Origin of the sequence: Commensalibacter sp. W6292M3, from assembly GCF_016101315.1 — a bacterium.
Taxonomy (GTDB): domain Bacteria; phylum Pseudomonadota; class Alphaproteobacteria; order Acetobacterales; family Acetobacteraceae; genus Commensalibacter; species Commensalibacter melissae.
In genome coordinates this window covers 587,213-610,109 of sequence record NZ_JACFQT010000001.1, presented here as the reverse complement: position 1 = coordinate 610,109, position 22,897 = coordinate 587,213, and the positions used below count along the sequence as shown (strand labels likewise).

At 37.2% G+C, this 22,897-nt stretch carries 19 protein-coding genes and 2 tRNA genes; 7 read left to right on the top strand and 14 right to left on the bottom strand.

Going from position 1 to position 22,897, the window contains the following annotated elements; translation table 11 throughout:
* The first annotated feature begins 105 nt into the window (after positions 1–105).
* The 5 genes from H3T57_RS02765 (at position 106) to H3T57_RS02745 (ending at position 1,490) form a co-directional block, all read left to right on the top strand.
* A complete protein-coding gene (locus H3T57_RS02765; RefSeq protein ID WP_198193112.1) occupies positions 106–336 on the top strand; it encodes a hypothetical protein in 231 nt (76 codons plus the stop codon).
* An 82-nt stretch (positions 337–418) separates the two neighbouring features.
* On the top strand, positions 419–892 hold the full coding sequence (gene gpt, locus H3T57_RS02760; RefSeq protein WP_110438092.1) for a xanthine phosphoribosyltransferase: 474 nt from the start codon (positions 419–421) through the stop codon (positions 890–892).
* Between the two features lie 67 nt (positions 893–959).
* A tRNA-Pro gene (locus H3T57_RS02755) sits at positions 960–1,037 on the top strand.
* Between the two features lie 59 nt (positions 1,038–1,096).
* Positions 1,097–1,405: an NADH dehydrogenase ubiquinone Fe-S protein 4 gene (locus tag H3T57_RS02750; RefSeq protein ID WP_198193111.1), complete on the top strand. Its 309-nt coding sequence runs from the start codon at positions 1,097–1,099 to the stop codon at positions 1,403–1,405.
* An 11-nt stretch (positions 1,406–1,416) separates the two neighbouring features.
* A tRNA-Arg gene (locus H3T57_RS02745) sits at positions 1,417–1,490 on the top strand.
* A gap of 23 nt (positions 1,491–1,513) precedes the next feature.
* On the opposite strand, the gene H3T57_RS02740 is transcribed toward H3T57_RS02745, so the two are convergent.
* Positions 1,514–2,176: a L,D-transpeptidase gene (locus H3T57_RS02740; RefSeq protein ID WP_198193110.1), complete on the bottom strand. Its 663-nt coding sequence runs from the start codon at positions 2,174–2,176 to the stop codon at positions 1,514–1,516.
* A 523-nt stretch (positions 2,177–2,699) separates the two neighbouring features.
* Here H3T57_RS02740 and putA point away from each other — a divergent pair.
* Entirely contained in the window at positions 2,700–6,341 is a 3,642-nt protein-coding gene (putA, locus tag H3T57_RS02735) for a bifunctional proline dehydrogenase/L-glutamate gamma-semialdehyde dehydrogenase PutA (protein ID WP_198193109.1), read from the top strand.
* Between the two features lie 122 nt (positions 6,342–6,463).
* Here the strand turns inward: putA and H3T57_RS02730 are convergent, their stop codons facing one another.
* The 6 genes from H3T57_RS02730 to H3T57_RS02705 all read right to left on the bottom strand — a co-directional run bounded on the left by H3T57_RS02730 (position 6,464) and on the right by H3T57_RS02705 (position 13,706).
* Positions 6,464–7,837, bottom strand: a complete 1,374-nt coding sequence (locus tag H3T57_RS02730; protein WP_110438096.1) for a 4Fe-4S binding protein — start codon at positions 7,835–7,837, stop codon at positions 6,464–6,466.
* A gap of 26 nt (positions 7,838–7,863) precedes the next feature.
* Positions 7,864–8,694, bottom strand: a complete 831-nt coding sequence (locus H3T57_RS02725) for an FTR1 family protein (RefSeq protein ID WP_110438097.1) — start codon at positions 8,692–8,694, stop codon at positions 7,864–7,866.
* Positions 8,695–8,705: 11 nt separating this feature from the next.
* Complete coding sequence (locus H3T57_RS02720) at positions 8,706–9,035, bottom strand: cupredoxin domain-containing protein (RefSeq protein WP_155568187.1); 330 nt, start codon at positions 9,033–9,035, stop codon at positions 8,706–8,708.
* Between the two features lie 130 nt (positions 9,036–9,165).
* The gene (locus H3T57_RS02715) at positions 9,166–9,696 is read right to left on the bottom strand and encodes an iron transporter (RefSeq protein ID WP_198193108.1); all 531 of its coding nucleotides are present in this window, start codon (positions 9,694–9,696) and stop codon (positions 9,166–9,168) included.
* 479 nt (positions 9,697–10,175) lie between these two features.
* Complete coding sequence (locus H3T57_RS02710; RefSeq protein WP_155566889.1) at positions 10,176–11,402, bottom strand: autotransporter strand-loop-strand O-heptosyltransferase; 1,227 nt, start codon at positions 11,400–11,402, stop codon at positions 10,176–10,178.
* A 12-nt stretch (positions 11,403–11,414) separates the two neighbouring features.
* The gene (locus H3T57_RS02705; RefSeq protein WP_198193107.1) at positions 11,415–13,706 is read right to left on the bottom strand and encodes a Hint domain-containing protein; all 2,292 of its coding nucleotides are present in this window, start codon (positions 13,704–13,706) and stop codon (positions 11,415–11,417) included.
* 546 nt (positions 13,707–14,252) lie between these two features.
* Here H3T57_RS02705 and galE point away from each other — a divergent pair.
* Complete coding sequence (galE, locus tag H3T57_RS02700) at positions 14,253–15,269, top strand: UDP-glucose 4-epimerase GalE (protein ID WP_155566891.1); 1,017 nt, start codon at positions 14,253–14,255, stop codon at positions 15,267–15,269.
* A 66-nt stretch (positions 15,270–15,335) separates the two neighbouring features.
* Here galE and H3T57_RS02695 read toward each other — a convergent pair whose 3' ends face one another.
* The 7 genes from H3T57_RS02695 to cydC form a co-directional block, all read right to left on the bottom strand.
* On the bottom strand, positions 15,336–15,818 hold the full coding sequence (locus H3T57_RS02695) for a YbhB/YbcL family Raf kinase inhibitor-like protein (protein ID WP_110438103.1): 483 nt from the start codon (positions 15,816–15,818) through the stop codon (positions 15,336–15,338).
* Positions 15,819–15,975: 157 nt separating this feature from the next.
* Complete coding sequence (gene recO / locus H3T57_RS02690) at positions 15,976–16,725, bottom strand: DNA repair protein RecO (RefSeq protein WP_198193106.1); 750 nt, start codon at positions 16,723–16,725, stop codon at positions 15,976–15,978.
* Between the two features lie 28 nt (positions 16,726–16,753).
* On the bottom strand, positions 16,754–17,659 hold the full coding sequence (tsf, locus tag H3T57_RS02685; protein ID WP_198185373.1) for a translation elongation factor Ts: 906 nt from the start codon (positions 17,657–17,659) through the stop codon (positions 16,754–16,756).
* Between the two features lie 131 nt (positions 17,660–17,790).
* Entirely contained in the window at positions 17,791–18,579 is a 789-nt protein-coding gene (rpsB, locus tag H3T57_RS02680; RefSeq protein WP_110438106.1) for a 30S ribosomal protein S2, read from the bottom strand.
* Positions 18,580–18,885: 306 nt separating this feature from the next.
* Positions 18,886–20,718 carry a DNA helicase RecQ gene (gene recQ / locus H3T57_RS02675; RefSeq protein WP_198193105.1) on the bottom strand — a complete coding sequence of 611 codons (1,833 nt, stop codon included), beginning with the start codon at positions 20,716–20,718 and terminating at the stop codon, positions 18,886–18,888.
* 26 nt (positions 20,719–20,744) lie between these two features.
* The gene (locus tag H3T57_RS02670; RefSeq protein ID WP_122123676.1) at positions 20,745–21,134 is read right to left on the bottom strand and encodes an OmpA family protein; all 390 of its coding nucleotides are present in this window, start codon (positions 21,132–21,134) and stop codon (positions 20,745–20,747) included.
* A 76-nt stretch (positions 21,135–21,210) separates the two neighbouring features.
* The gene (gene cydC, locus H3T57_RS02665) at positions 21,211–22,896 is read right to left on the bottom strand and encodes a thiol reductant ABC exporter subunit CydC (protein WP_198193104.1); all 1,686 of its coding nucleotides are present in this window, start codon (positions 22,894–22,896) and stop codon (positions 21,211–21,213) included.
* Position 22,897: the final 1 nt, after the last annotated feature.

Sequence of the window (22,897 nt, the reverse complement as noted above, 5' to 3'; positions counted from 1 at the left end):
TACAGTTTCATTCTACATTAATATTTTCCCATATTAAAATAAACAAGATATATTTGTTTGGATCGTTTCGTTATAAACTCTTTACCGTTTTACCATGGATTCTTTATGAGTGATAAATCAAACATCAGGGCAGGTTCAAACGAAAGGGTAACTCCTAGCAATAAGCAGGGAAGTTTTCCTTTAAAAATTGATTCTGATTCAGTCATTGGTTCCAAAAATACTTTATTTTACTTAATTTACCCACTCTTTTGCCAGAATCCCTCTTGGAAAAACATGTTTGTGCCATTATTAATTTACCTTTCAACCATCAGGGATCAACTGCATTCGACACGATAGTGCTTTGTATGCCTGATTCCAAAAGTTATTACATTCCTTTTCGGCCAGATTACTCAATTCCAAATGGAGGTTCTTTATTTTAATGGCTACCAAATATATGACCGTTTCCTGGGATCAATTACACAAAGATGCCCGTATATTATCTGAACGCTTGAGCAATTTTAATTTCAGAGGAATTATCGCGATAACCCGTGGCGGGTTAATTCCCGCGGGAATTATTGCACGTGAATTGGAACTTCGTTTGATTGATACAATATCAGTTGTCACTTATGATGAGGAAAAAAGAGGTGAATTAAATATCATTAAAAATCCCTCCATTACCGAAGATGGTAATGGTTTTCTAATTATTGACGACCTCGTTGATTCGGGAATTACTGCCAAAGCTATTCGTAAGTTGTTACCAAAAGCTTATTTTGCCTGCCTTTATGCCAAACCTGCCGGCAAGGAATATACTGATCAATTTATCATGGAAGTTCAACAGGATATGTGGATCCTGTTCCCATGGGATATGGCCCCCGCCTTTGCACCCCCTCTTATCAAATCCCAAAAAAAATAAAAAAAAGCATATTTTATAAAAAAATAACTTGCCTTATAGCGCAGAACAGGATAGCTATAAGGCCATTCGGGGTGTGGCGCAGCCTGGCTAGCGCGCTTGTTTTGGGTACAAGAGGCCCCCGGTTCGAATCCGGGCTCCCCGACCATTAATAAAGACCTTGGGTTAAAATCCTTGGGTATTTTTTAATAAGCAAAAGAGGTTTTCATGACACGGGCGCGAATTTATAAATGCACTCAAAAGGCTACACAATCTGGTAAAATTCGCAGTCATAGATGGATTCTTGATTATGGACAATCCTCCCCTCGATCACACGATTCCTTAATTGGATGGGTAGGATGTAGTGAGACACAAACTGAAGTAAAACTCAGTTTCCCTACAAAAGATCAAGCAATTCAATATGCAGAAAAGAATTCAATTGCTTATGATTTAGAAGAACCAGGTAGTCATCATTATGTTGTCAAAAATTATGAAGATAATTTTCACAACAATCGGAAAATGAACTGGACTCACTGAAATTATTTTTTGCGCCCTTAGCTCAGCTGGATAGAGCAACAGCCTTCTAAGCTGTGGGCCGCTGGTTCGAATCCAGCAGGGCGCATTTCCAATTTTTCGCAAAACTGTTTAATCATTTTTCATAGACGGCAAATTCCAAACCTGTTGTTTCTGATGATAAACAACTTTAGGTAATAATACATAAATTGGATGATAATCAGGATTAAGCCATCTAAGAATTTGTGTCATATCCTTTTCATCCATTGCTGTACAACCTGAAGTCACCGCATTTGCATTTTTTCTTAAATGTGCAAAGATACAGCTTCCATAATGAGGAATATTCTTCTCATTATGTTCAATGACAAAACCTAATTTATAAAGTTGGTCCCCTTTAAAATGAATATCCCTACGCATAGGTTCAGACAAAATAAATTTTTCTTTTAAAGAAAAAATTTGTTTATCAATAATTTGATTGTATTGAGACGATGTAGGATCATCAATACAGTAGTCATATTGTGTCATGACATGGTAAGGATAATTTATAGAAAGATTATTCCTATAACCAAATGCAAAACCTATTTTGAACATTCCAACTGGACTGCGCTTATCACCCTCTTTTTTGTACAGACCTTCTTGGATAAATGGATGCAATCCCCTGCCCCAAGCCAATCCTTGACTACCTAGAGATACAGAAACACCATTTCCTTTTTTGTGCCATTTTGAATGCAAATATTCAAATTTGTATAACTTTCCCCTATTACTATACCATCCATCAGTTATAACAACGATCATTTGCTGTTTTTTTTGCCAGTGATACAAAATTGATTTTTGTGAATGATTACAACTTGAAAAAAATAAACAACCTATTAATGGAATGATTTTTTTTGAAAATAAATTAAACAAATTATTCAATATCCATTTTTGATGAACACCATATTCTCAAACAGAATCGAAAACAATTTTTACTATAAAAATACAATAATAACTTATCACCAAATATACGATTCATTAAGCTGCCACTTTCAATCAGTATCTCAAATAATATGTAATATTTTCAATTATTTCCCTAAGGTAAAGCTACCCATCTCCGATTAAATTACAATATAATAATTTCGTTGCAGTTAAATACATAATTACGCAAACATAATTCATATCCTGTTTTTTTCATTATTAAATTAGAACAATAGCGCAATAAATAAACATAAAATTTATAATAAAATTATCATATTTATATAATTCTTGTTTTATTCAATGGATAAATTATGTAAGAAGCGACATAATCTTAAATATTATATTTTCAGTTTCGAGGATTTTTATGTCTGTTTTTTCTCAATTTGACAATAATATACGCACTCAGAACTCTTTAAGAGATAAAATTACGGCGACAATACGACTTCCAGAAACGGAATGTGTCAAAACCCTACTTCCACAAGCTACCCTATCTGATGAAATGAACAGACAGATATCGGAACATGCAAGATCATTAACACAATATTTAAGAGAACATCGCAACCTGAAGGGTGTCGAGACTCTTGTTCAGGAATTTTCATTATCTTCCGCCGAAGGCGTTGCACTTATGTGCCTTGCCGAAGCTCTTTTACGCATTCCTGATACTGAAACACGTGATGCATTAATCAGGGATAAGATCAGCACTGGTGACTGGATATCACATGCAGGTTTCAAGAAACCTATTTTCACCAATGCCGCCGCATGGGGACTTGCTTTGACAGGAAAACTCGTTACACCTGTAAAGGAAAAAAATCTTGCAGCAACCCTTACAAAATTGGTTCAGCGGCAGGGTGAAAGCATAATCCGTATCGCCCTTGATCGAGCTATGCGCATGATGGGTGAACAATTTGTTCTTGGCCAAACAATGGAAGAGGCTTTAAACCAAAGCAGAAAAATGGAGGATATCGGATTTCGTTATTCGTACGATATGCTTGGCGAGGCTGCGATAACAGAAGAAGATGCGGAACGTTACAGGGTTGATTATGAAAATGCTTTGCATGCAATCGGCCGTTCAACACATGGTAACTCGGTTTATGAACGTGCTGGATTATCCATTAAATTATCCGCTTTACATCCCCGTTATTCTCGTTCCCAATATGACCGAGTCATGAAAGAACTTCTTCCGACTTTAACGAATTTGGTTCTTCTTGCACGACAATATAATATTGGCATCAATATTGATGCAGAAGAGAGTGAGCGCCTTGAAATCTCTCTTGATTTGATGGAAGCCTTATGTAATCACCCAGATCTGAAAAACTGGAACGGTATTGGTTTTGTTGTCCAAGCATATGGCCGCAGAGCTCCCTATGTCCTGGATTATTTGATTGATCTGGCTCGTCGAACAAACCGCAGATTGATGGTGCGTTTGGTAAAGGGTGCCTATTGGGACAGTGAAATTAAAAAAGCGCAGGTTGAAGGTCAATCCGATTTTCCTGTCTATACCCGCAAAATTCATACAGATATTAGTTATATTGCATGCGCGAAAAAATTATTGGCCAATAGAGACGCAATTTTTCCACAGTTTGCCACACATAATGTTCGAACACTTGCAACAATTTATGCACTTGCAGGAAAAGATTATGATGTTGAACAATATGAATTTCAGTGTCTCCATGGTATGGGTGAACAGTTATATAGCAAAATCGTACAAGCGGGTGATCTTTCACGACCATGTCGTATATACGCCCCTGTGGGAACACATGAAACTTTGCTTGCTTATCTTGTTCGCAGATTATTAGAGAATGGAGCTAATTCTTCATTTGTAAACCAGATTGGCAACAGTGACATTTCAATTGATCAACTGATTGCAAACCCTGTGGATGAAGCTCTGAAAGTAAATCCTGTTGGCAGTCCTCATCCAGCCATCCGTTTACCACGCTCCATTTATGGTCAGGAAAGACTGAATTCAAGAGGCATTGATTTCAATAATGAATTTACCCTACATGATCTTTCTAAGGCCCTTAAAGATTCTCCAGCATCTTGGGAAGCATTTCCAATTCTTGCAGGAAAGAAAACTAAGTTCAAAAACAAACCATTGGATGTTTTAAATCCTGCTGATCATAACGATAAGGTAGGGACAGTTATCGAGGCATCACAAGCGGAAATTGATCGTGCGTTCAAATCGGCAGTAAAGGGTGCCAAGGACTGGGCTGGATTGGATCCTGATAAAAGGGCTGTTCCCTTGTTGAAAGCTGCAGATCTTTTGGAAGAGCAATTGTATCCTTTATTGGGACTGATTATTCGTGAAGCGGGAAAATCTTTTCCCAATGCCCTGGCTGAAGTAAGAGAAGCGATTGACTTTCTTAGATACTATGGTTCAACAGTTGCCAGAACTTTCAATAATAATACTCACGCACCATTGAGTGGACCCGTTGTTTGCATCAGCCCATGGAATTTCCCACTGGCCATTTTTATCGGGCAAATTTCTGCAGCTCTTGCTGCCGGAAATCCTGTTATTGCCAAACCAGCCGAGGAAACGCCTTTAATTGCCACTAAGGCAGTTCAAATCATGCATGAAGCGGGTATACCGGAAGAAATTCTTCAATTATTACCCGGTAAGGGAGATATTGGGGCATCTCTTATTTCAAATAAGGAAGTTCATGGAGTAATGTTTACAGGATCAACAGCAGTTGCCCGTGAAATTTCTAAAAATCTTGCCAGCAGAAGATCTCCATCAGGCAACATTATTCCTTTTGTGGCTGAAACAGGCGGACAAAATGCACTTATCGTTGATTCCTCTGCCCTCGCTGAACAAGTTGTTGTTGATATCATCAGTTCTGCATTTGACAGTGCCGGTCAACGATGCTCTGCCCTAAGGGTATTGTACGTTCAGGAAGATTGCGCGGATCGGGTTATTACCATGTTACGGGGTGCAACCAAGGAGCTTATTATAGATAAACCTCTTTCTCTCAAAACCGACATAGGTCCTGTAATCAGTCAGGATGCATTAAATCGTCTAAATAATCATGTCGAATATATGAAAAAGAAAGGATTTAAGATCTGGTCCCTACCTTTACCTGAAAAAACAGAAAATGGTACATTTATGATGCCGACCATAATCGAAATCAATCAGATATCCGATATTCCTGATGAAGTTTTTGGTCCTGTCCTTCATGTTGTTCGATTTAGACGAGATCAGATTGACCATATAATTAAATCGATAAACCAAACAGGATTTGGGTTAACGTTTGGTATTCATTCCCGTATTGATGAAACCATTGAGGATGTAACAACAAAAATTAATGCAGGTAATATCTACATTAACCGTAATATCATCGGGGCGATTGTTGGCGTACAACCTTTTGGGGGAAAAGGTCTTTCCGGAACAGGTCCAAAGGCAGGTGCACCCTTCATTCTAAGAAGGATGTTGCAACAAAGCCCCGTTTTCGATGAATTCCCCAAACAATCTCTACCCCCCATTGCACAGCAGTGGCTGGACTGGTTGACAAGCAATCAAAAGAATTTTGTTTCTACAGCAAAAAATCTGTTATCCCATACAATAGTAAATTCAAATATTGAATTAAATGGACCAGTGGGTGAAAAAAATATTTATTCTCTCTCACCACGAGGAACAGTATTATGTATCGCTAAAACACGAGATATCTTATTGAGACAAATTTCCTTATCCCTGAAATGTGGAAATTCAGTCCTGATTTTTGCACCTGATCAGATCACAGAATGGTATTCACAATTGCCCCATGAATTGTCATTACACATCAGAAAGGTAAAATCAATGAATGAGCAACCTTGCACGATCATTCTGGGTGAAAAAGATGTTCCCGAATTTGAAGAGGCTCGTCAGAACATGGCATTTTCAGACAATGGAATTATTTCTGCACTAGATGTAGATGAAAATTTCGAAAATACGGATCTTCTCATGGAAGAGATCTCCATAAGCAATAACACGACTGCTGCAGGGGGAAATGCCTCTTTAATGACAATAGATTAATATCAATTTTGATTTATGAAACACAAACCCTTATTATTTTATATAATAGGGGTTCAATAAAGACCGACCCTATTTACAGAATAAAAAAGATAGGGTTTTCATTTATTAATGTTTTCAATTATTTACCATATCCAAAACATTAAAACCCATGCCCCAACAACGGGTATTACAGATACAGTATAAAGGGTAAACGATAAAAACATTTGATAAAAATATTTATTATATTTCCGAAGAATTTTATAGCCCAAGTATAAACTCCAAATACTGGCGCCCCCTAGAATAATCGCACGCATGTCCTTTAGCCACCAAAAGACAATCCCCTCATATTGAAGTAATTTGACACTTGTTGCGTTGAGACCGAGAAAAAGACCTGCCGCTGCCAAAGGTATGAGCGCTTGGGAAAAATATAGATAAAAATCAGGTTTATGATAAAGTCTGGCCAAAAATTTGTAGATCAATGTTAACCACACGCCATAAAGGATTCCGGATCCAAGAATGTAGAAACTGACACAAAAGCCATCCAGCAAATTGAAACTATCATTGTTGGCAGGGTAATTCGTTAAAATCCACCAGGGAGCCGTTGCATTCAATGGCCAAAATATTTCATGATTAACCAACCATTCTGCCAAATATTGTTTAAAATAAACGAACCAAGGCGAAACCGTCCACGTAAATGCTCCAATAGCAACGCCAATCATACCGAATAACAATAGTCTGATCTGCCAAATATTTTGCTGTTCATTACCGTAAACAAGAATTTCTTCATTTACGGATCTCGTCTGCAAACTGACAGCATTTCTATAGCCTGCACAACGTCCACACATATGGCAAGCTGAAACGCCATGAAGCTGTCGAATATTAATCATTGGTGGGCAATGCGGATTTGAATGCTCTTTTTCTTGAAATTCTGACCATTTTTGCTGATCTGTCTTAAAAGTAAAAGGAGAAAGCCGAGAAAGAAGATTAAACACACCATTAACCGGGCACAGATAACGACACCAGACACGGTTACCATTTCCATATAGATAGCCTATAACTATTGCTGCTGCTGTTGAACCTCCCAGTATCAATAATGCAGGTATCGCATAATCATAAACACTTATAAGTTGTCCATACAAAGTGGTTAATATAAAAGCAATCGCCGGCCAACCTCTCCATTTGAGTAAACGGGGGATTTTCTTGTTTCGTCCGAAATTTTTGGATGTCCATTCCGTCAAAGTTCCCTCTGGACAAAATACACCACACCAAATTCGTCCTATAAATAACATTGACAATATTACAAAGGGCCACCAGATTCCCCAAAAAACAAATTGGGCAAATAAAACAATATTGTTAAAAATATGCGAATGTTTTGGGGGTAAATGCATTAAGGCGGGAATAATCAGAAGCAAAAAATAAATTGCAACAACAAACCATTTAATTCCCTGAATAATGGTTTGATGACGTTGCATAGCAATTCCCGTTTGATTAATTGCCTTTTTCAGCAAAACCCTCATTATTTGTTCCAATGTTATTTATTGTATTAATAAGTTTTTTTAAAAGTTACGTTGCACAATAAAATGGCAATGAACCAGTAAATAACAAGAGCTGAAATTTGCATTAATGAAGGTTCCGCATGATAACCTGTCAAACCTGTTAAGGTACTGTTGTCAGGAATAAACCCTGCGGTACTCCATACAGGATTATCCATAAAATTATAAATCCATTCCGGAATATCATAAGCGGCAATCTGGACAGAGGCTTTATCAATGGCGCTTATAAAAAGTCCACCACCAATTAGAAGCAAAAGAAATTCACTGACAATAAAAAACCATTTCCATGAAATGAATTTAAATGATTTCTGTAAACACCAAAATGTTAGCAATGCCAAAATTAATCCCAAAAAACCGCCCAGTATAAATAACCCCAATGAAGATCCCTTTTGTTCCGCACCAATACCTGCCAAAAATACAACTGTTTCTGATCCCTCTCTTGCAACTGCCAGCATGGATAAAAGAAGAATCCCTATTCCACTTCCGGATTTCTGTACACTTTCGGCTGCCTCCTGTTCAAGATGCTTTTTCATACCTCGACCATGATGATGCATCCAGATTACCATTTGCAATATCAAACATGCCGCGACAAACATCATAATGGTAAAAAACCATTCTCCACCCGCACCGGCAAACCAAGTGCTGGCGATCCAAAATGCAACAGCCAATAATCCTGCAAGCGCCAGACCAAGTCCCGTTCCAATCCATAGCTGTCTTGTCAGGGATACCAGATTTTCCCTTCTCAGCCATGCATATAAAATGCCTATAACCAGTAATGCCTCAACGCTCTCACGCCATACAATAAACAAAGGCGCACCCATAATAAAAACTCCTATTTGGAAATAATGTCAAAGCCTGGCATATTGACGTGAAAATCATCGATAAAATGATATTTCCCCGTTTTAAGCGGATGTATAACCACGAAAGAGGTCACATCAGGCCCCAAGACCTTTTCAACCCTTAAAGAAAGATTTTCAAATTCAGCCGGTACTTTACCTGTATTTTTAATGGTAATTTTAAAACGCTGGTTTGCCGGCACTTCTATTGATGAGGGTTTAAAAACACCATCCGTGATGGTGATATCATAATTTTGAAGTGGTGCACCGAAAACGTGTACTGGCCAAATGGAAAACAATGACAAAACAGCATAAAATTTTTTCATTCTGAATATCCGAAAATATGCTTTTAATGATTGGGTTATCAATAAACAATCTCAAATTATTAAGATGTAATATTTATTTATAAATATGTTGAACGTCTTAATAATTTATATTTAGTCGCTGCTTTAAATATTAATACCCACCCTTTTTACCAGTTCCGGCATATGTAAAGTCATATTGTGTGACACATTCCCCAAACCAGGGTGCAACACCCGTTTCCTTGTCAACATGACGACCAAACATGGATTCTCTGGCCGGTGGAAGAAGCGTGAGTTTTAAATGATATTTTCCCGCTCCCAGAAGTTTGATATTCTCGCCATAATGCGGTCCATCATTTGCAACCATTGGATGAAGTATACCTTGTAATTTTTTCTCATCACCAATTTTGGTTAATTCATAAGATACTTGTAGATAAGGCATCCAGCTGCCTTCTTGAAAACCATTTTTATTATTGGCTGTTGCATGAATATCCGCTTCAAGATGAACATCAGATTTTGCCGCTGACAACATGATACCGTCAGGCTCCATTTCAATAGGTTGCAGATAGACTGCTGCAATTTCCATATTTCCACATATCTGTGGTTTGCCAATGGGATATTCTACAGCCAAGGCTGGTGTTGAAAATAGGATTGTACAGCCTATCAAAAGATATTTCTTAAACATTATAAATTACTTTCCTTAATCAAATATGTGATCGAATCAATGAGTTAGAGCATAAAATGAGAATAGAAATCAATTTTATATGCAAATAAAAATTAATAGCAACTGTTTATATTAAAATATCAATTTTATTCATAAAAGTTTATAACAATGCATTCATATGGAAGTTTGACCAGACCTGTATATTCAAAAAGAATTGCCTGATTATCAGAAATCTCGGAACAAATACAACCCAACATCTTATTTCAATAAGAAAACAATTATTAGCATTTTACAAAATATAAAATGTGAATTACTTAATAAAACTGATGTAATGTAAAAAAATTATTTAACAAGATATTTATGTAATTTTTTATTATTGATATTAGGAAAATATTTTAATTAATTTATTATATATAATTAGGAACAATTTAATTGTTTTTAAAATTTATTATCAGGGATTTTTTATATTTCCATGATAATAAATTTATTTTCTGGTAGAATCATTCTTTATTTATATTTGAAATCAATTTTTGAATGACTTGAATAACAAAAGTTGAAGTTATTGATTTCGTACATTCATAATGTCTGGGCGTATCACGATGTCGTGGACACCACGTATAATTATCATGTTCGAATTCATATTTCATATCATTCCAGCAGGAATTACACACATGCCAATTTATAATCCGATATGGCGTATAGAATTCGTTCATGGGATGGGTAAATCCGGAAATCATGACAACAGGAATATTCATTGTCCACGCCATCCAGGACAATCCTGAACTCAATCCAACAAAAAATTCAGCATGTTTCAACCATCTTGCGCGTTCTGATAAAGGCCGGTTTCCTGTTTCATTTTCCGCATTGTAAGGTATGGAATTAAATATTATACCATGTCCCGAGATGGTATTCTGATCAATGCAGATCACCCTGTAGTTTTGACTTTTCAAATAATCAACAACAAGTTCCCAACCTTTGGGATTGTTCCAATATTTACATTGAGAGCTTGCTTGAACGGCAATACATACATATTTTTCTTTGATAGGCCTGGATTCATCAGGTAATCTAAGGGTTAGTTTCTCATCTTTTTCTGTCGACAACCCCAAAATGTAAGCTGCAGTTTTATGCAACCCCACCAACCTGAAATCACATGGCTGATATAAATTTTGCTCGTCCTTGAAAAACAGACCAAAATAATAACAGGCATAACTATCAGAAAATATGTTATTTTCCTCGGCCTTTTTCATTGTTGTAAAATTGATTTCTGGATATGATTTTTTTAAAAGATCAATAAATTTTTCATCAATTATACAGTGCAGCTTACACGAATGTTTTTTCTTGAATTCAATGGCGTAGGGTAACCAGGCAAAAGTATCACCGATTGTTCCAACCGGACATTGAATGACAACCTTTTTATCTTTTAGATCCAGTTGATGATTGAACAATTGTCTGGTTACGTTATTTTCTATTTCCTCCACAGTAATTTTAAAATTTACATAAAAACGTTTGGAGGAACTGACCGTTCCCCCAGCGACTTGACCTTGGAACAGGATATTGCCGGTATCAAGATCTTGCAATGTAACTTTCCATAACCCCTTTTCTCTTTTGGGAAGCATTACTCTGGCACCCAAATTGAAATCATATCGGATTTCTTTGGGTGCCGATTGAGTAGGTACAGGTGTCACATTTACATAGGATTTTTTATCCTTTGATGATTCAGACGTCATGTAAATCCGATTTTACTGTTCTACCGCTTTTTTGTGTTCTTCATTTTCCTCAAGAACATAGGGACCTGCAGAAACGATTTCCAGAACGAGAACACATTTATCGTCTTTGCAATAATCCTCCAAAGGTAAAAAGGCATTGCCATTTGTCCATCTGACTGAATCACTGTCCAGTTTATGCCATCCATCCAGATTTTCTTCACTGAGATGAACATCAATATCAAAACTCTTATTTTTATTGAAAAGCTTGATGCTCTTGATCAATAGACCGAGATAGCGTCTATCATCAACAAATGGACCAATAACATCACTTGGTCGGCTTGCACGGGAAACAATCCGGACATTCCTGGTATTTTTTGGAATAACGAAGGTTACTTTTCCATTATCAATTCGCTTTTCGATCACATTGCCATTATCGGCTATAAGGCAAATATCATGATCATTTGTAATTAGGGGTTTTCTGCCTTTTCTATCAATATGTTTGGCCAAAGCCTGATCCAAGAGGGAATTATATACTTTTTCCACACTATCACGATCAACGTTTAATGGAGCCGCGGCATCGTTTACCCAATTTTTAGGCAACCGGATAACATTATTTTCAACATCCTTGATGGTGTCCCTGGTATTCAAATAACTTTCAGTAAGCATCCCATTCGCCGTGATGACAGAATGTTCTCCTGTTTCAATATGATAGTATCTGTACATTTTTTGTGAATGATCGTAATAAATGGAATGATTATTGACCAACATACGCACGGGTATAAATTTACCATCAATAAACAGGCAATGTTCAGGTGTTACATAAGTATCTTGATACGGAATATTCTCGGAAATGGCATCTTTCAGAATACAGACAGGATATCCACCCTCATCATCGGGCAAATGCGTGTTAACAAAATGTGTATCACTGACTATGGAAGTTATGGGCTGTAATTGCAACCCGTTTTCTGTGTGAATATAAACCCTGTCATTCACCCCAAGATTTTCAACCGCGATATCACCCCTATCAGTTTTGATTAAAGTTCCGGCTAAAAAGCATGGATATGTTTCATCACCTTTAACGGGTAATGTTATATCTGTTCCATTTGCATTTGCTGAATTATCAATATGAGGATTAACAAACCCTGCGCCATTTGCTATAGTATATTGACCTGCACCATCTGTTGTACGAAAAGAGCTTGATCCATTTACCAAATTGGGATTTTTTAATATACCTCCGTTTCTATAATCTTTATCTTTAACATCCTTACTTGTGGTAGGATTATAAAAAGTGTCATCATCAGATATTCCACCATTTTCAATTTTGGATACTTCTGATATATATTTATTGTGTTGTGAAATTCCCCCACTGGATATATTAAGATAACCATTAAAAACCGTGGAGTTTGTCAGTTTACCACCCGACTGAATATTTATAGTTGGATTAGCATCACCACTAAAGCCACTCATATTAGCTATTTGATTGAGACCATCCACGACTGCCCCACTATGAATAGTCAATATGCCATGAATCATATCTACAGGACCATAAATCTTTTCGGAGTTGGGCTGTCCTTCCCGTTGAAAATAGGTTTTACCTTCTTCATCCACATCCGCGATCCAGTTGCCACCTGTTAACAGAGGATAGTCATTTTCTATCGGATAATTTGTAAAATCAGGCGGGACATAGTCTTCAGGTTCATTATATACAGCCCCACTTGCTATATGTAATTTAACATTTTGAGCGCCTGAATTAATGGAGGTAATATCAGGCATATGATGATCGGTCATAACGGCACCTGACGCGTAGTAAATGTCTGACCTGTTTGCCGCAGTTCTGAAAGAGCTTGATCCCCCCTTCAAATTGCTATTAATTAATGTACCGCCACTTTCTGCTGTATCACCTGGATTGTAGAATGTATCATTATTTGAAATTCCGCCATTATCTATCGTCACTTTTTCTGATACCATAGAGTTATCGGATGAGATACCGCCATTATAAATATGAATATCACCATTTATAAGATTGGAATCTTTAATCACACCACCTGACTTAACATTAATTAATGGATTAGCATGATCACCATTGAATCCACTCATATTCGCTATTTCATTTAACCCACTTACGACAGCACCACTTTCAATATCCAATATGCCATGAATCATGTTTACTGGCCCCTTGACACTGATACCACTGCTTACATAGACAGTATTCCCGGCATCATCTAGTTTTGCGGTCCAACGGCCACCGGATAATATTGGATAATCATTCTTAATAACAAGATGCCTAAAATCCGTATCACTTGAAATAATATTATTACCAGCCATAACAGTTTTATCCCTATAAAATAAAAAATTAAATAATCTAAATCAATCTTTCCAATTGTTTAATATTTCACTTAAGCAATATGAAACCAATTTTCAATATATAATTATAATTTTACCACAATTATAATTATGATGTAATTAATGAAATTATTAACATAATAATTATTTTTAAGATACTGATTTTATTCAGAATTAAAATTCAACTTAAATTTATATAGGTAAATCGGACAAATTCAGTATAAATTTAACAAATTCATGACGTTTTGAAAACGTAAATAATCCTAAACAAAAATAATATGTGAATAATACATATATATTATTGATAAATATGTAAAAAATTTAATAATCGATCATATCAAAAAATTAGTTAGCATTTTTTAGCCTAGAATATATTAAAATATCATTAAAAAATTTTATTCTTTTTTGAATTGTAACATTTCATGGGACTAATTAATTTCTTTATTTACAAATCCCAGTACAGTAATATGCTGACCGATTTAATTTGAATAGTAATATAATTTAATTTTTAAATATAGGGCCATATTCATGACAATATTAGTTACAGGTGGTTGCGGTTATATTGGAAGCCATACTTGTATTCAACTAATAAAACAAGGTATTGATCCAGTTATCATTGACAATCTTTATAACGGCAAGGAAATCGTTCTTGATCGCATTAAAAAGATTACTGGAAAACGACCAAGATTTTATCAAGGGGATATTAGAAACAAAGATCTTTTAGACACCATATTCAAAGAAAACAATATAAAGGGAGTTATTCATTTTGCAGGACTGAAAGCCGTTGGTGAATCGGTACGCAAACCATTGGAATATTATGATGTCAATGTTTATGGTACTATCAATTTGCTTGATGCCATGAAAAAGGCCAACGTCAAAAAATTTATTTTCAGTTCATCCGCAACTGTTTACGGAACCCAGCCGATTATTCCATATATCGAAACCATGGAAACCGGAGAGCCAACCCAACCTTACGGTCGCAGCAAGCTCTTCATTGAGAAAATTCTTCAGGATCTATCAATCGCGGACCAGGACTGGTCCATTACAATATTAAGATATTTTAATCCCGTAGGAGCGCATCCATCAGGATTGATTGGCGAGGATCCTCAGGGTATTCCCAATAATCTCATGCCTTATATCACTCAGGTAGCTATTGGAAAATTGGACTCCCTTGCAGTATTCGGCAATGATTATGAAACCAGAGATGGAACGTGCATCAGGGATTTTATTCATGTTATGGATTTGGCTGAGGGACACTTGGCCGCACTCAACTATAATGACACCCAATCAGGAGTGAATATTTTCAATTTGGGTTCCGGTCAGGGAAATAGTGTACTGGAGGTTATAGCCACTTTTGAAAATGTGTTCAGAAAAAAATTGCCATATCATTTTGCGCCACGCCGTGATGGAGATCTACCGGCATATTGGGCTAATGCTGATCGCGCCAAAAAATTATTGAATTGGGAAACGAGATTGAATCTGCATGATATGGTACAGGATTCTTGGAACTGGCAAAGTAAAAACCCCAACGGTTTTGAAGGGTAGCTTTTAAATTAGCGATATATTGATCAAATTATCACAATCTGTAAAACAATGATTGTGATAATTCATTCAACCTTTTAAATGACAGATCAATTGTGCAGAAGCCAAAGAATGATGATGCACGTTAAAACCGACGAAAGCTGGGGTTGAGGAAGGTGTCACATCTATTCTTGCTATATTCAATGCATGAATCGTAATTATATAACGATGCGGTTTTCCAGGTGGTGGTGCTCCACCCCCGTATTCCTTTTGACCAAAATCATTTCGAATCTCGATTGCACCTTCAGGCAGCAATTTATTGGAGGAAGCCCCTTCAACCAGATGTGTTATGTTGGGTGATATATTGACAACAACCCAATGCCACCATCCAGACCCGGTTGGAGCATCAGGATCGTACATGGTTATAACAAAGCTTTTTGTATTATCTGGAGCATCCTCCCAAAATAAAGAGGGGGAAAGATTACCTCCATTCTGTCCCATGCCATGATAACGTTGGGCATTGGGCATTTCATCACCTTCTTTATAGGAATGACTCCAAATTCGGAAAACCATATCAATCTCCTTAAATATGTCATTATATGACAGTTATATTTTATTTTTCTAAGACTGTATATGGTTTTAATTTTGCAGAGATTACAAATAATTTGATATTACATGCAAATTCTTTACATTTTTTATTTCATAAATCCAGGAAAAATGAATTTGAATATCAAAAATTGTCAATATTTGCCGCCACTCTTTCTTCAAAATTTTTTCTTGCCCTGGGCAAGTCTTTATTTATTAAGGAAAACACATTTTTCTCTAGAAAATAACGGGATAATTTCAAACCATTCATCCAATCTTTCTGATTGCCATTTTCTTCCTCATTCAGAAAAAAAGATGGAAAAGGGAATAATTTTCGCTTCCACTTTCCTGCCATAACTTCCGTAACCACTTTTCCCGTACGTGGAGACACAAAAAAAGATTGACACTTGTCAGATTCATAACAGATTGATATATCCAACGCATACCCCAGTGCCGCAAGAAAATTTAATTCCCATCGTAATAGCCGAGGAACAATTTCTTTATTTGAATCTGTAGGGTTTTCCGCGACAAAATCAAGATATTGTAAAGATGATTTTGCAATATATTCCACCGGTTGACGCTCGAGTAATCCACTCTCGGCTACAGCACATAAGGACAGCATGGCTGAAAATGCCAATGGACAAGACGATAGAATTGCAAAATTCGAACGTATCAATTCGCCTTTGAAATATCCCAACTGATCTGATAGTTTCGCTGACCAATCGACATTGACAAAATTTCCCGTCTGCCAAATGGAAATTTGACGACGGGAAATCATACCCTTGACAAGCCCCCTGAATAATCCCTGCTCTAGCGAAAGAACAGACACTATTCCATCAGTTTCTCCATAAGGGCGTGTATTCAAAACAATAACCGGGGAAGACCATTCCTGCATTCTATCTCCCCCACCCTGTTAATTGTAATCAACCCTTGGCAGCTTGGGCAACTTCAGCAGCAAAATCGCTTTCTTCTTTTTCAATGCCTTCACCCAGATGGAAACGTTCAAAGGCAACAAGTTTTGCTCCATTTTTGTCAACAACAGCCTTGACTTTGCTTTCACCATCATGAATCCACGTTTGTTCCAAAAGAACAACTTCTTCATAGAATTTACGTAAGCGACCCTCAACCATTTTTTCAATGATATTGTCCGGTTTACCTGATGCACGCGCCTGTTCAATAAAAATGCTTTTTTCACGTTCAACAGCGGCAGGATCAATTTCTTCAACACTTAATGCAATTGGACGTACAGCGGCTACCTGCATACCAATTTTACGACCGAGATCCTCAATTTCATCAGATGCTTCAGGTGCCTCCAAAGCAACCAGTACACCAATTTTTCCTAAACCTGGACGCAAGGCGGAATGAACATAGCTTGCTACAACACCAGAAGAAACTTCAAAAACACGCACACGTCGAATGGTCATGTTTTCACCAATTGTGGCAATCAAGTTGGTTAGATTTTCTGCAACAGTTTTTCCATTTTCCATTGTGGCATTTTTCAACGCCTCGACATCTTCACCCACTGTCAATGCAACTTTGGCGACATCCTCAACAAATTGTTGAAACTGTTCATTTCTGGCGACAAAATCGGTTTCAGCATTAATTTCGACCATGGCGGCCTTGTTACCCGCTGTCGCAATTCCTACCAATCCCTCAGCAGCCACACGGTTGGATTTTTTTGCAGCAGTAGCCAATCCCTTTTTACGTAACCAATCAATAGCTTCCTCGATATTGCCAGCTGTCTGATTAAGCGCCTTTTTGCAATCCATCATGCCGGCACCGGTTTTTTCACGTAATTCTTTTACTAATGCAGCTGTAATCTCTGCCATCATTTTTCCCTTTTCTTAACACACGAACGTCTCGATCAATATCGAGACGTTATGCTTGTATCATTTAATATAAATTGATTTTTTGACGAATTTCATATTGAATCGTCAACAATCAGAAAACTTATTGGCAATTAAGCTGGAACGTCTGGTGTCTCTTGTACAGAAACAGATTCCATAATAATTTCAGGAGGCAATTCCTCTGCCGCACCAATATCTTCACCTGCGGCACCTAATTCCTTGGAAATACCATCTAACACAGCACCGGCAACCAAATCACAATATAAATTGATTGAACGTAATGCATCATCATTTCCTGGAATTGGATAGGTAATCCCATCAGGATCTGAATTGCTATCCAGGACAGCTACAACAGGAATACCCAATTTGTTAGCTTCCTGTACAGCCAATTTTTCCTTATTCGTATCAATGATAAAGAGTATGTCCGGCAAACCACCCATTTCCTTGATACCGCCAAGTGAACGTTCCAATTTATCACGTTCACGGGTCAACTGAAGAATCTCTTTCTTGGTCAACCCAATTGTATCGCCATCAAGCGTTTCTTCGATCTGGCGTAAACGCTTGATAGAATTGGTAATGGTCTTCCAGTTTGTCAGCATACCCCCTAGCCAACGGTGATTGACATAGTACTGCCCACAACGTTTGGCTGTTTCCGCAACAATCTCAGAAGCTGTACGTTTTGTGCCAACAAACAATACTCTTCCACCATTGGCAACTGTATCACGAACGGCATGCAATGCGCGATCCAGCATAGGAACCGTTTGTTGAAGATCAATAATATGAACCTGGTTACGGACACCAAATAAGAAAGGTGCCATTTTAGGGTTCCAGCGACGTGTATGATGTCCGAAATGAACACCCGCTTCCAATAACTGACGCAAAGTAAAATCTGGCATTGCCATAAATATTATCCTTATAACTGGTTAAACCTCCGTAAAGTACCGATTACCTTTTTCAAGCACCAGCGGTCGAACCTTTACGTGTGAATTGTCGAACAATTTCGATCATATCGTATATGATAGATTTTTGATAAAAATTCAAGTGAATCTTTAATAAAGAAACATATGCAAAAATATTGATCTTTATGAAAACATTTTTTAAATTTCTTTATTCTTGATTGTCAAAAAAAATAATGAATAATTAGTGTAAAATAAATGACTTCATTATCATTTAGTCTTATGCGTAAAATCATCCAATATAAATAATCATTATCTATTATTTTGAAACTCCTTGATTATTTCTAATAATTTCAATCCATAATGTTCCAATTTCATATTCCCTACACCTTTTATATCCTTAAAATCTTTCAAGGTTTGGGGATTACAAAGAGCTACCTCCCTTAACACCGAATCATGAAAAATGATATAGGGAGGAACCTGTTGTTTACGCGCCTCATCTGATCGCCATTTTTTTAATTCATCAAATAATTTATGCCGGTTTTGTGTTATTAGCAATGTATCGTCTGTATTTTGACATTTATATATTTCAGATTTTTCAATATCTTCACGCAGAAATAAACTCTTTTTCCCCCTTAACAACGGACGGGCTTTTTCCTGGTTTAGAAACAAATTTGAAAATTCCTCTCCCTGACGCAAAACATCTCGGGCCATCAATTGGTGAATAACAGAACGCCAAAAATTGTGTGATTTATCTTTCCCTATACCAAATAAAGAAAGTCGATCATGCTGGAAATTTTCAACTTGAATATTATATTTGCCTCGCAATACATTAATAATATGCATTGCTCCAAAACGTTGTCCGGTGCGGTATACTGCAGAAATCACTTTCTGAGCCGCTATAGTTCCATTTAACAGTCTTACAGGATTTTTACAATTATCACAGTGATTACAAGACTTATCCAGGTTTTCTCCAAAACAATGCAACAAAAGTTTTGTTCGGCATTCAGCCGTTTCAGATAATGCCACCATCATATCAAGTCTTGAACACGCGATTTTCTTCTGTTCATCTGTAATCCTAGAATGTTCAAGAAAATATCGCGCCTTAGCAACATCAGCACCATTATAGAATAAAACGGTTTCGGCAAGGTCACCATCCCGTCCGGCTCGACCTATTTGTTGATAATAATCTTCTGGTCCCCTGGGCATATCCAAATGTGCAACCAATCTGACATCCGGACGATCGATTCCCATTCCAAAAGCAACCGTCGCAACGATAATTAAAGGCTCTCCTGATCGAAACCTTAATAGGATACCTCTTTTTTCAAGTGCGGATAAACCGGCATGATAAGCCACAGCGTTAAAACCATAACGAACAAGATTATGAGCTGTTCGTTCAGATTTATTACGACTTCCACAATACACGATACAAGCCGCATCCCGATATTTTTTTAATAATTCCCTTAGCTGTTTGGATTCGGTATTTTTTTGTATTACACGTATAAATAAATTAGACCGATGAAAACTGGATCGCAGAATTTTGGCTTCAGGCATATCCAAAGCCTGAATGATATCTTTTTGCGTGACTGGATCAGCTGTTGCTGTAAGGGCAATTCTTGGAACAGAGGGAAATATCCGAGGTAAATCACATAAAAGGCGATATTCCGGACGAAAATCATGCCCCCAAACGGATATACAATGGGCTTCATCAATTGCAATCATGGAAATTTGAATTTTTTCCAAAAATTTCAATGTATCGTTTTGGAGTAAGCGTTCTGGGGAAACATATAAGAGTTTGAGTTTTTTTGAAGCAATATCATGACGGATATTGTATGCTTCCTCATTTTCCAATTCTGAGTGTAATGCACCTGCACTTACACCTAATTGCCTTAAAGCTGCTACCTGATCATCCATCAACGCAATTAATGGTGAAATAACCAAGCCCATTCCAGGACGACACAAAGCCGGGATTTGATAACAGATACTTTTACCTCCCCCGGTGGGCATCAATAACAAAACATCCTGATTTTGCATTACAAGATCAATCGCCTGTTTTTGCAAACCACGAAAACATTGATACCCAAAAACTGTTTCTAGTATTTTTTGGGGGTCTCTCTCATCATGTAATCTAACTTTATCAAACAAGTTAAAAAAGATTGTCCTGATAGAATTTATTGAACTATAATTTCCACACGTCTTGCCGCCACTTGACTTTTACGATTTTCTGGCGGACGGGGAATATCATGAACACGATTTGACAGAACTCCATCATCCACAACCTTTTGTGCAACAATTTTGGCACGCTGAATTGCCATCATTTCATCTTTGGATAAATCGCCATAAATTGCTGCATAACCTTTGACATAAACCTGTTTTTCAGGAAATTTTTTCGCATAAGTAGCAGCTTGAGAAATGGTTTTGTTAGCCGAATCATCCAGATCCGTGGAAGCAAATGGAAAAAATACAACATAGGTTCTGTCATTCTTTTGCGTTAAAGAACCGGATTGGGAACATGCCCCCAACAAAATGGATGCTAGTAAAACAGGAACAAATCGACGCATTTAATTACTTTCTTTCAAGGCAACATTTTCAAATCAATATATAATATCAACAAGTAATAAAATATATAATTTTCTTTTATTCCGCAACTAGTTGTCCATTAGATAACCGCCATACCTCATCTATGTTTTCAACACCCGTTAAACGGTGCATTATCAAAATCACCGTTCGGTTGCCTGTTATCTGATTTAGGGTTTGAAAAAACGCTTTTTCAGTATCACCGTCTAATCCTGATGTTGGTTCATCCAAAAGTAAAATCGGGGCTTTTAGTAACAATGTACGTGCCAATGCAATCCTTCTTCCCTGTCCTCCGGAAACCTTTACACCACCCTCTCCAAGCCAGGTATCCAGTCCATCCGGCATCTCACGAACAACATTTGCCACTGCAGCATCAGAAAGGGCTTGCCACAAATCTTCCTCTGTCGCATCAGGGTTTCCAAGCAAAAGATTCTGACGAATTGTATCATCAAATAAATGGGTGTTTTGAGAAAGCCATGCTATTCGTTTGCGGACTGATTCATTATCAAACCAGTCAAGATTTTGATCAGCCAATGTTATTGAGCCCTTTGTTGGCTGAATGACCTTTAATAACAAGGCCGCCAGAGTGGATTTTCCCACACCGGATGATCCTATAATGGCAATTTTTTTTCCTTGTGCAATCGTCAGGTTCAAATTCTGATAAAGCCATGGTTGTGACTCTCCCCAACGAAACGATACATCCCGAAACTTGATATCCCCGGTTTCAGGTGGAACTTTACTAGATTTAGAATTGTCTTCGACTTTTTTATTGTCATTAATATTCACAACTCTTATGGCGGCATTGACGATTTGACCTGCCAAACCTCCTGCCTTGCTCAAAGGAACGAGCAATTCAAATGCTGTAATAGTCAGAAAAAGACAGAAAACCGTGTGAAAAGCGTTCAATCCATGAAAACCAATGTTCAATCCGCTCATCAATACAAATAAAACAGCAACTTGACCAAAAAAATATGCGATGACTCCTATTAACGCTACTTCCCTTGCCTGAATATATTGTTGATCAAAAAGTTCATTCTCATTTTTTTTGATTAATATGGAAACTCGATGTTCTGCTCCAAAGGCTCTTATTTCCCTTAAACCATGAATAAAATCCAGAACTGTTATTCTCAGCTGTGCCGTACCCTGAACAAGTTTTTTCCCTCTTTTCCGGGTTATGAAGCCCGCACCAAATGGGCATAAAAATGCAGAAATTCCATAACAAATCACGATAGATACAGCCAATGCCAAATTATAGTGGGCTATAACTGTAAAAAGCACAAAAGATGTCAATATGGAACCGAAAAACGGTAAAATAAGACGCAAATATAATCCGTCCAATGTTTCAATATCAGAAACCAATCGGGATAATATATCCCCACTATGACGGAAACCCAATCCTGCCGCACTCCCCATAGCAAGTGTACGGAAAAACCATATCCTTAAGTCTGCTAAAGCATGAAACATGGCATTATGGGTAAACAATCTTTCCACATATCGCATAATCATGCGGGAAACCCCGACCATTTTTAAAAACAGTGAGCTGGTTATGATCGCACCCATAGCTGTCAAGGCAACCTTGCCCCCGGCAAAGCTCATTAAAGCCAATCCCAATAATACGGCTATCAAGGAGATAAAAATTCCAAAAAGTAAAGCGGGCAACCGTTTATACCATATCGAAAATATTGTTTTAAACGCTGCCGTCACGGAGGATTTTTCAGATCTGGTAATATCTTGAATATTTTGCATA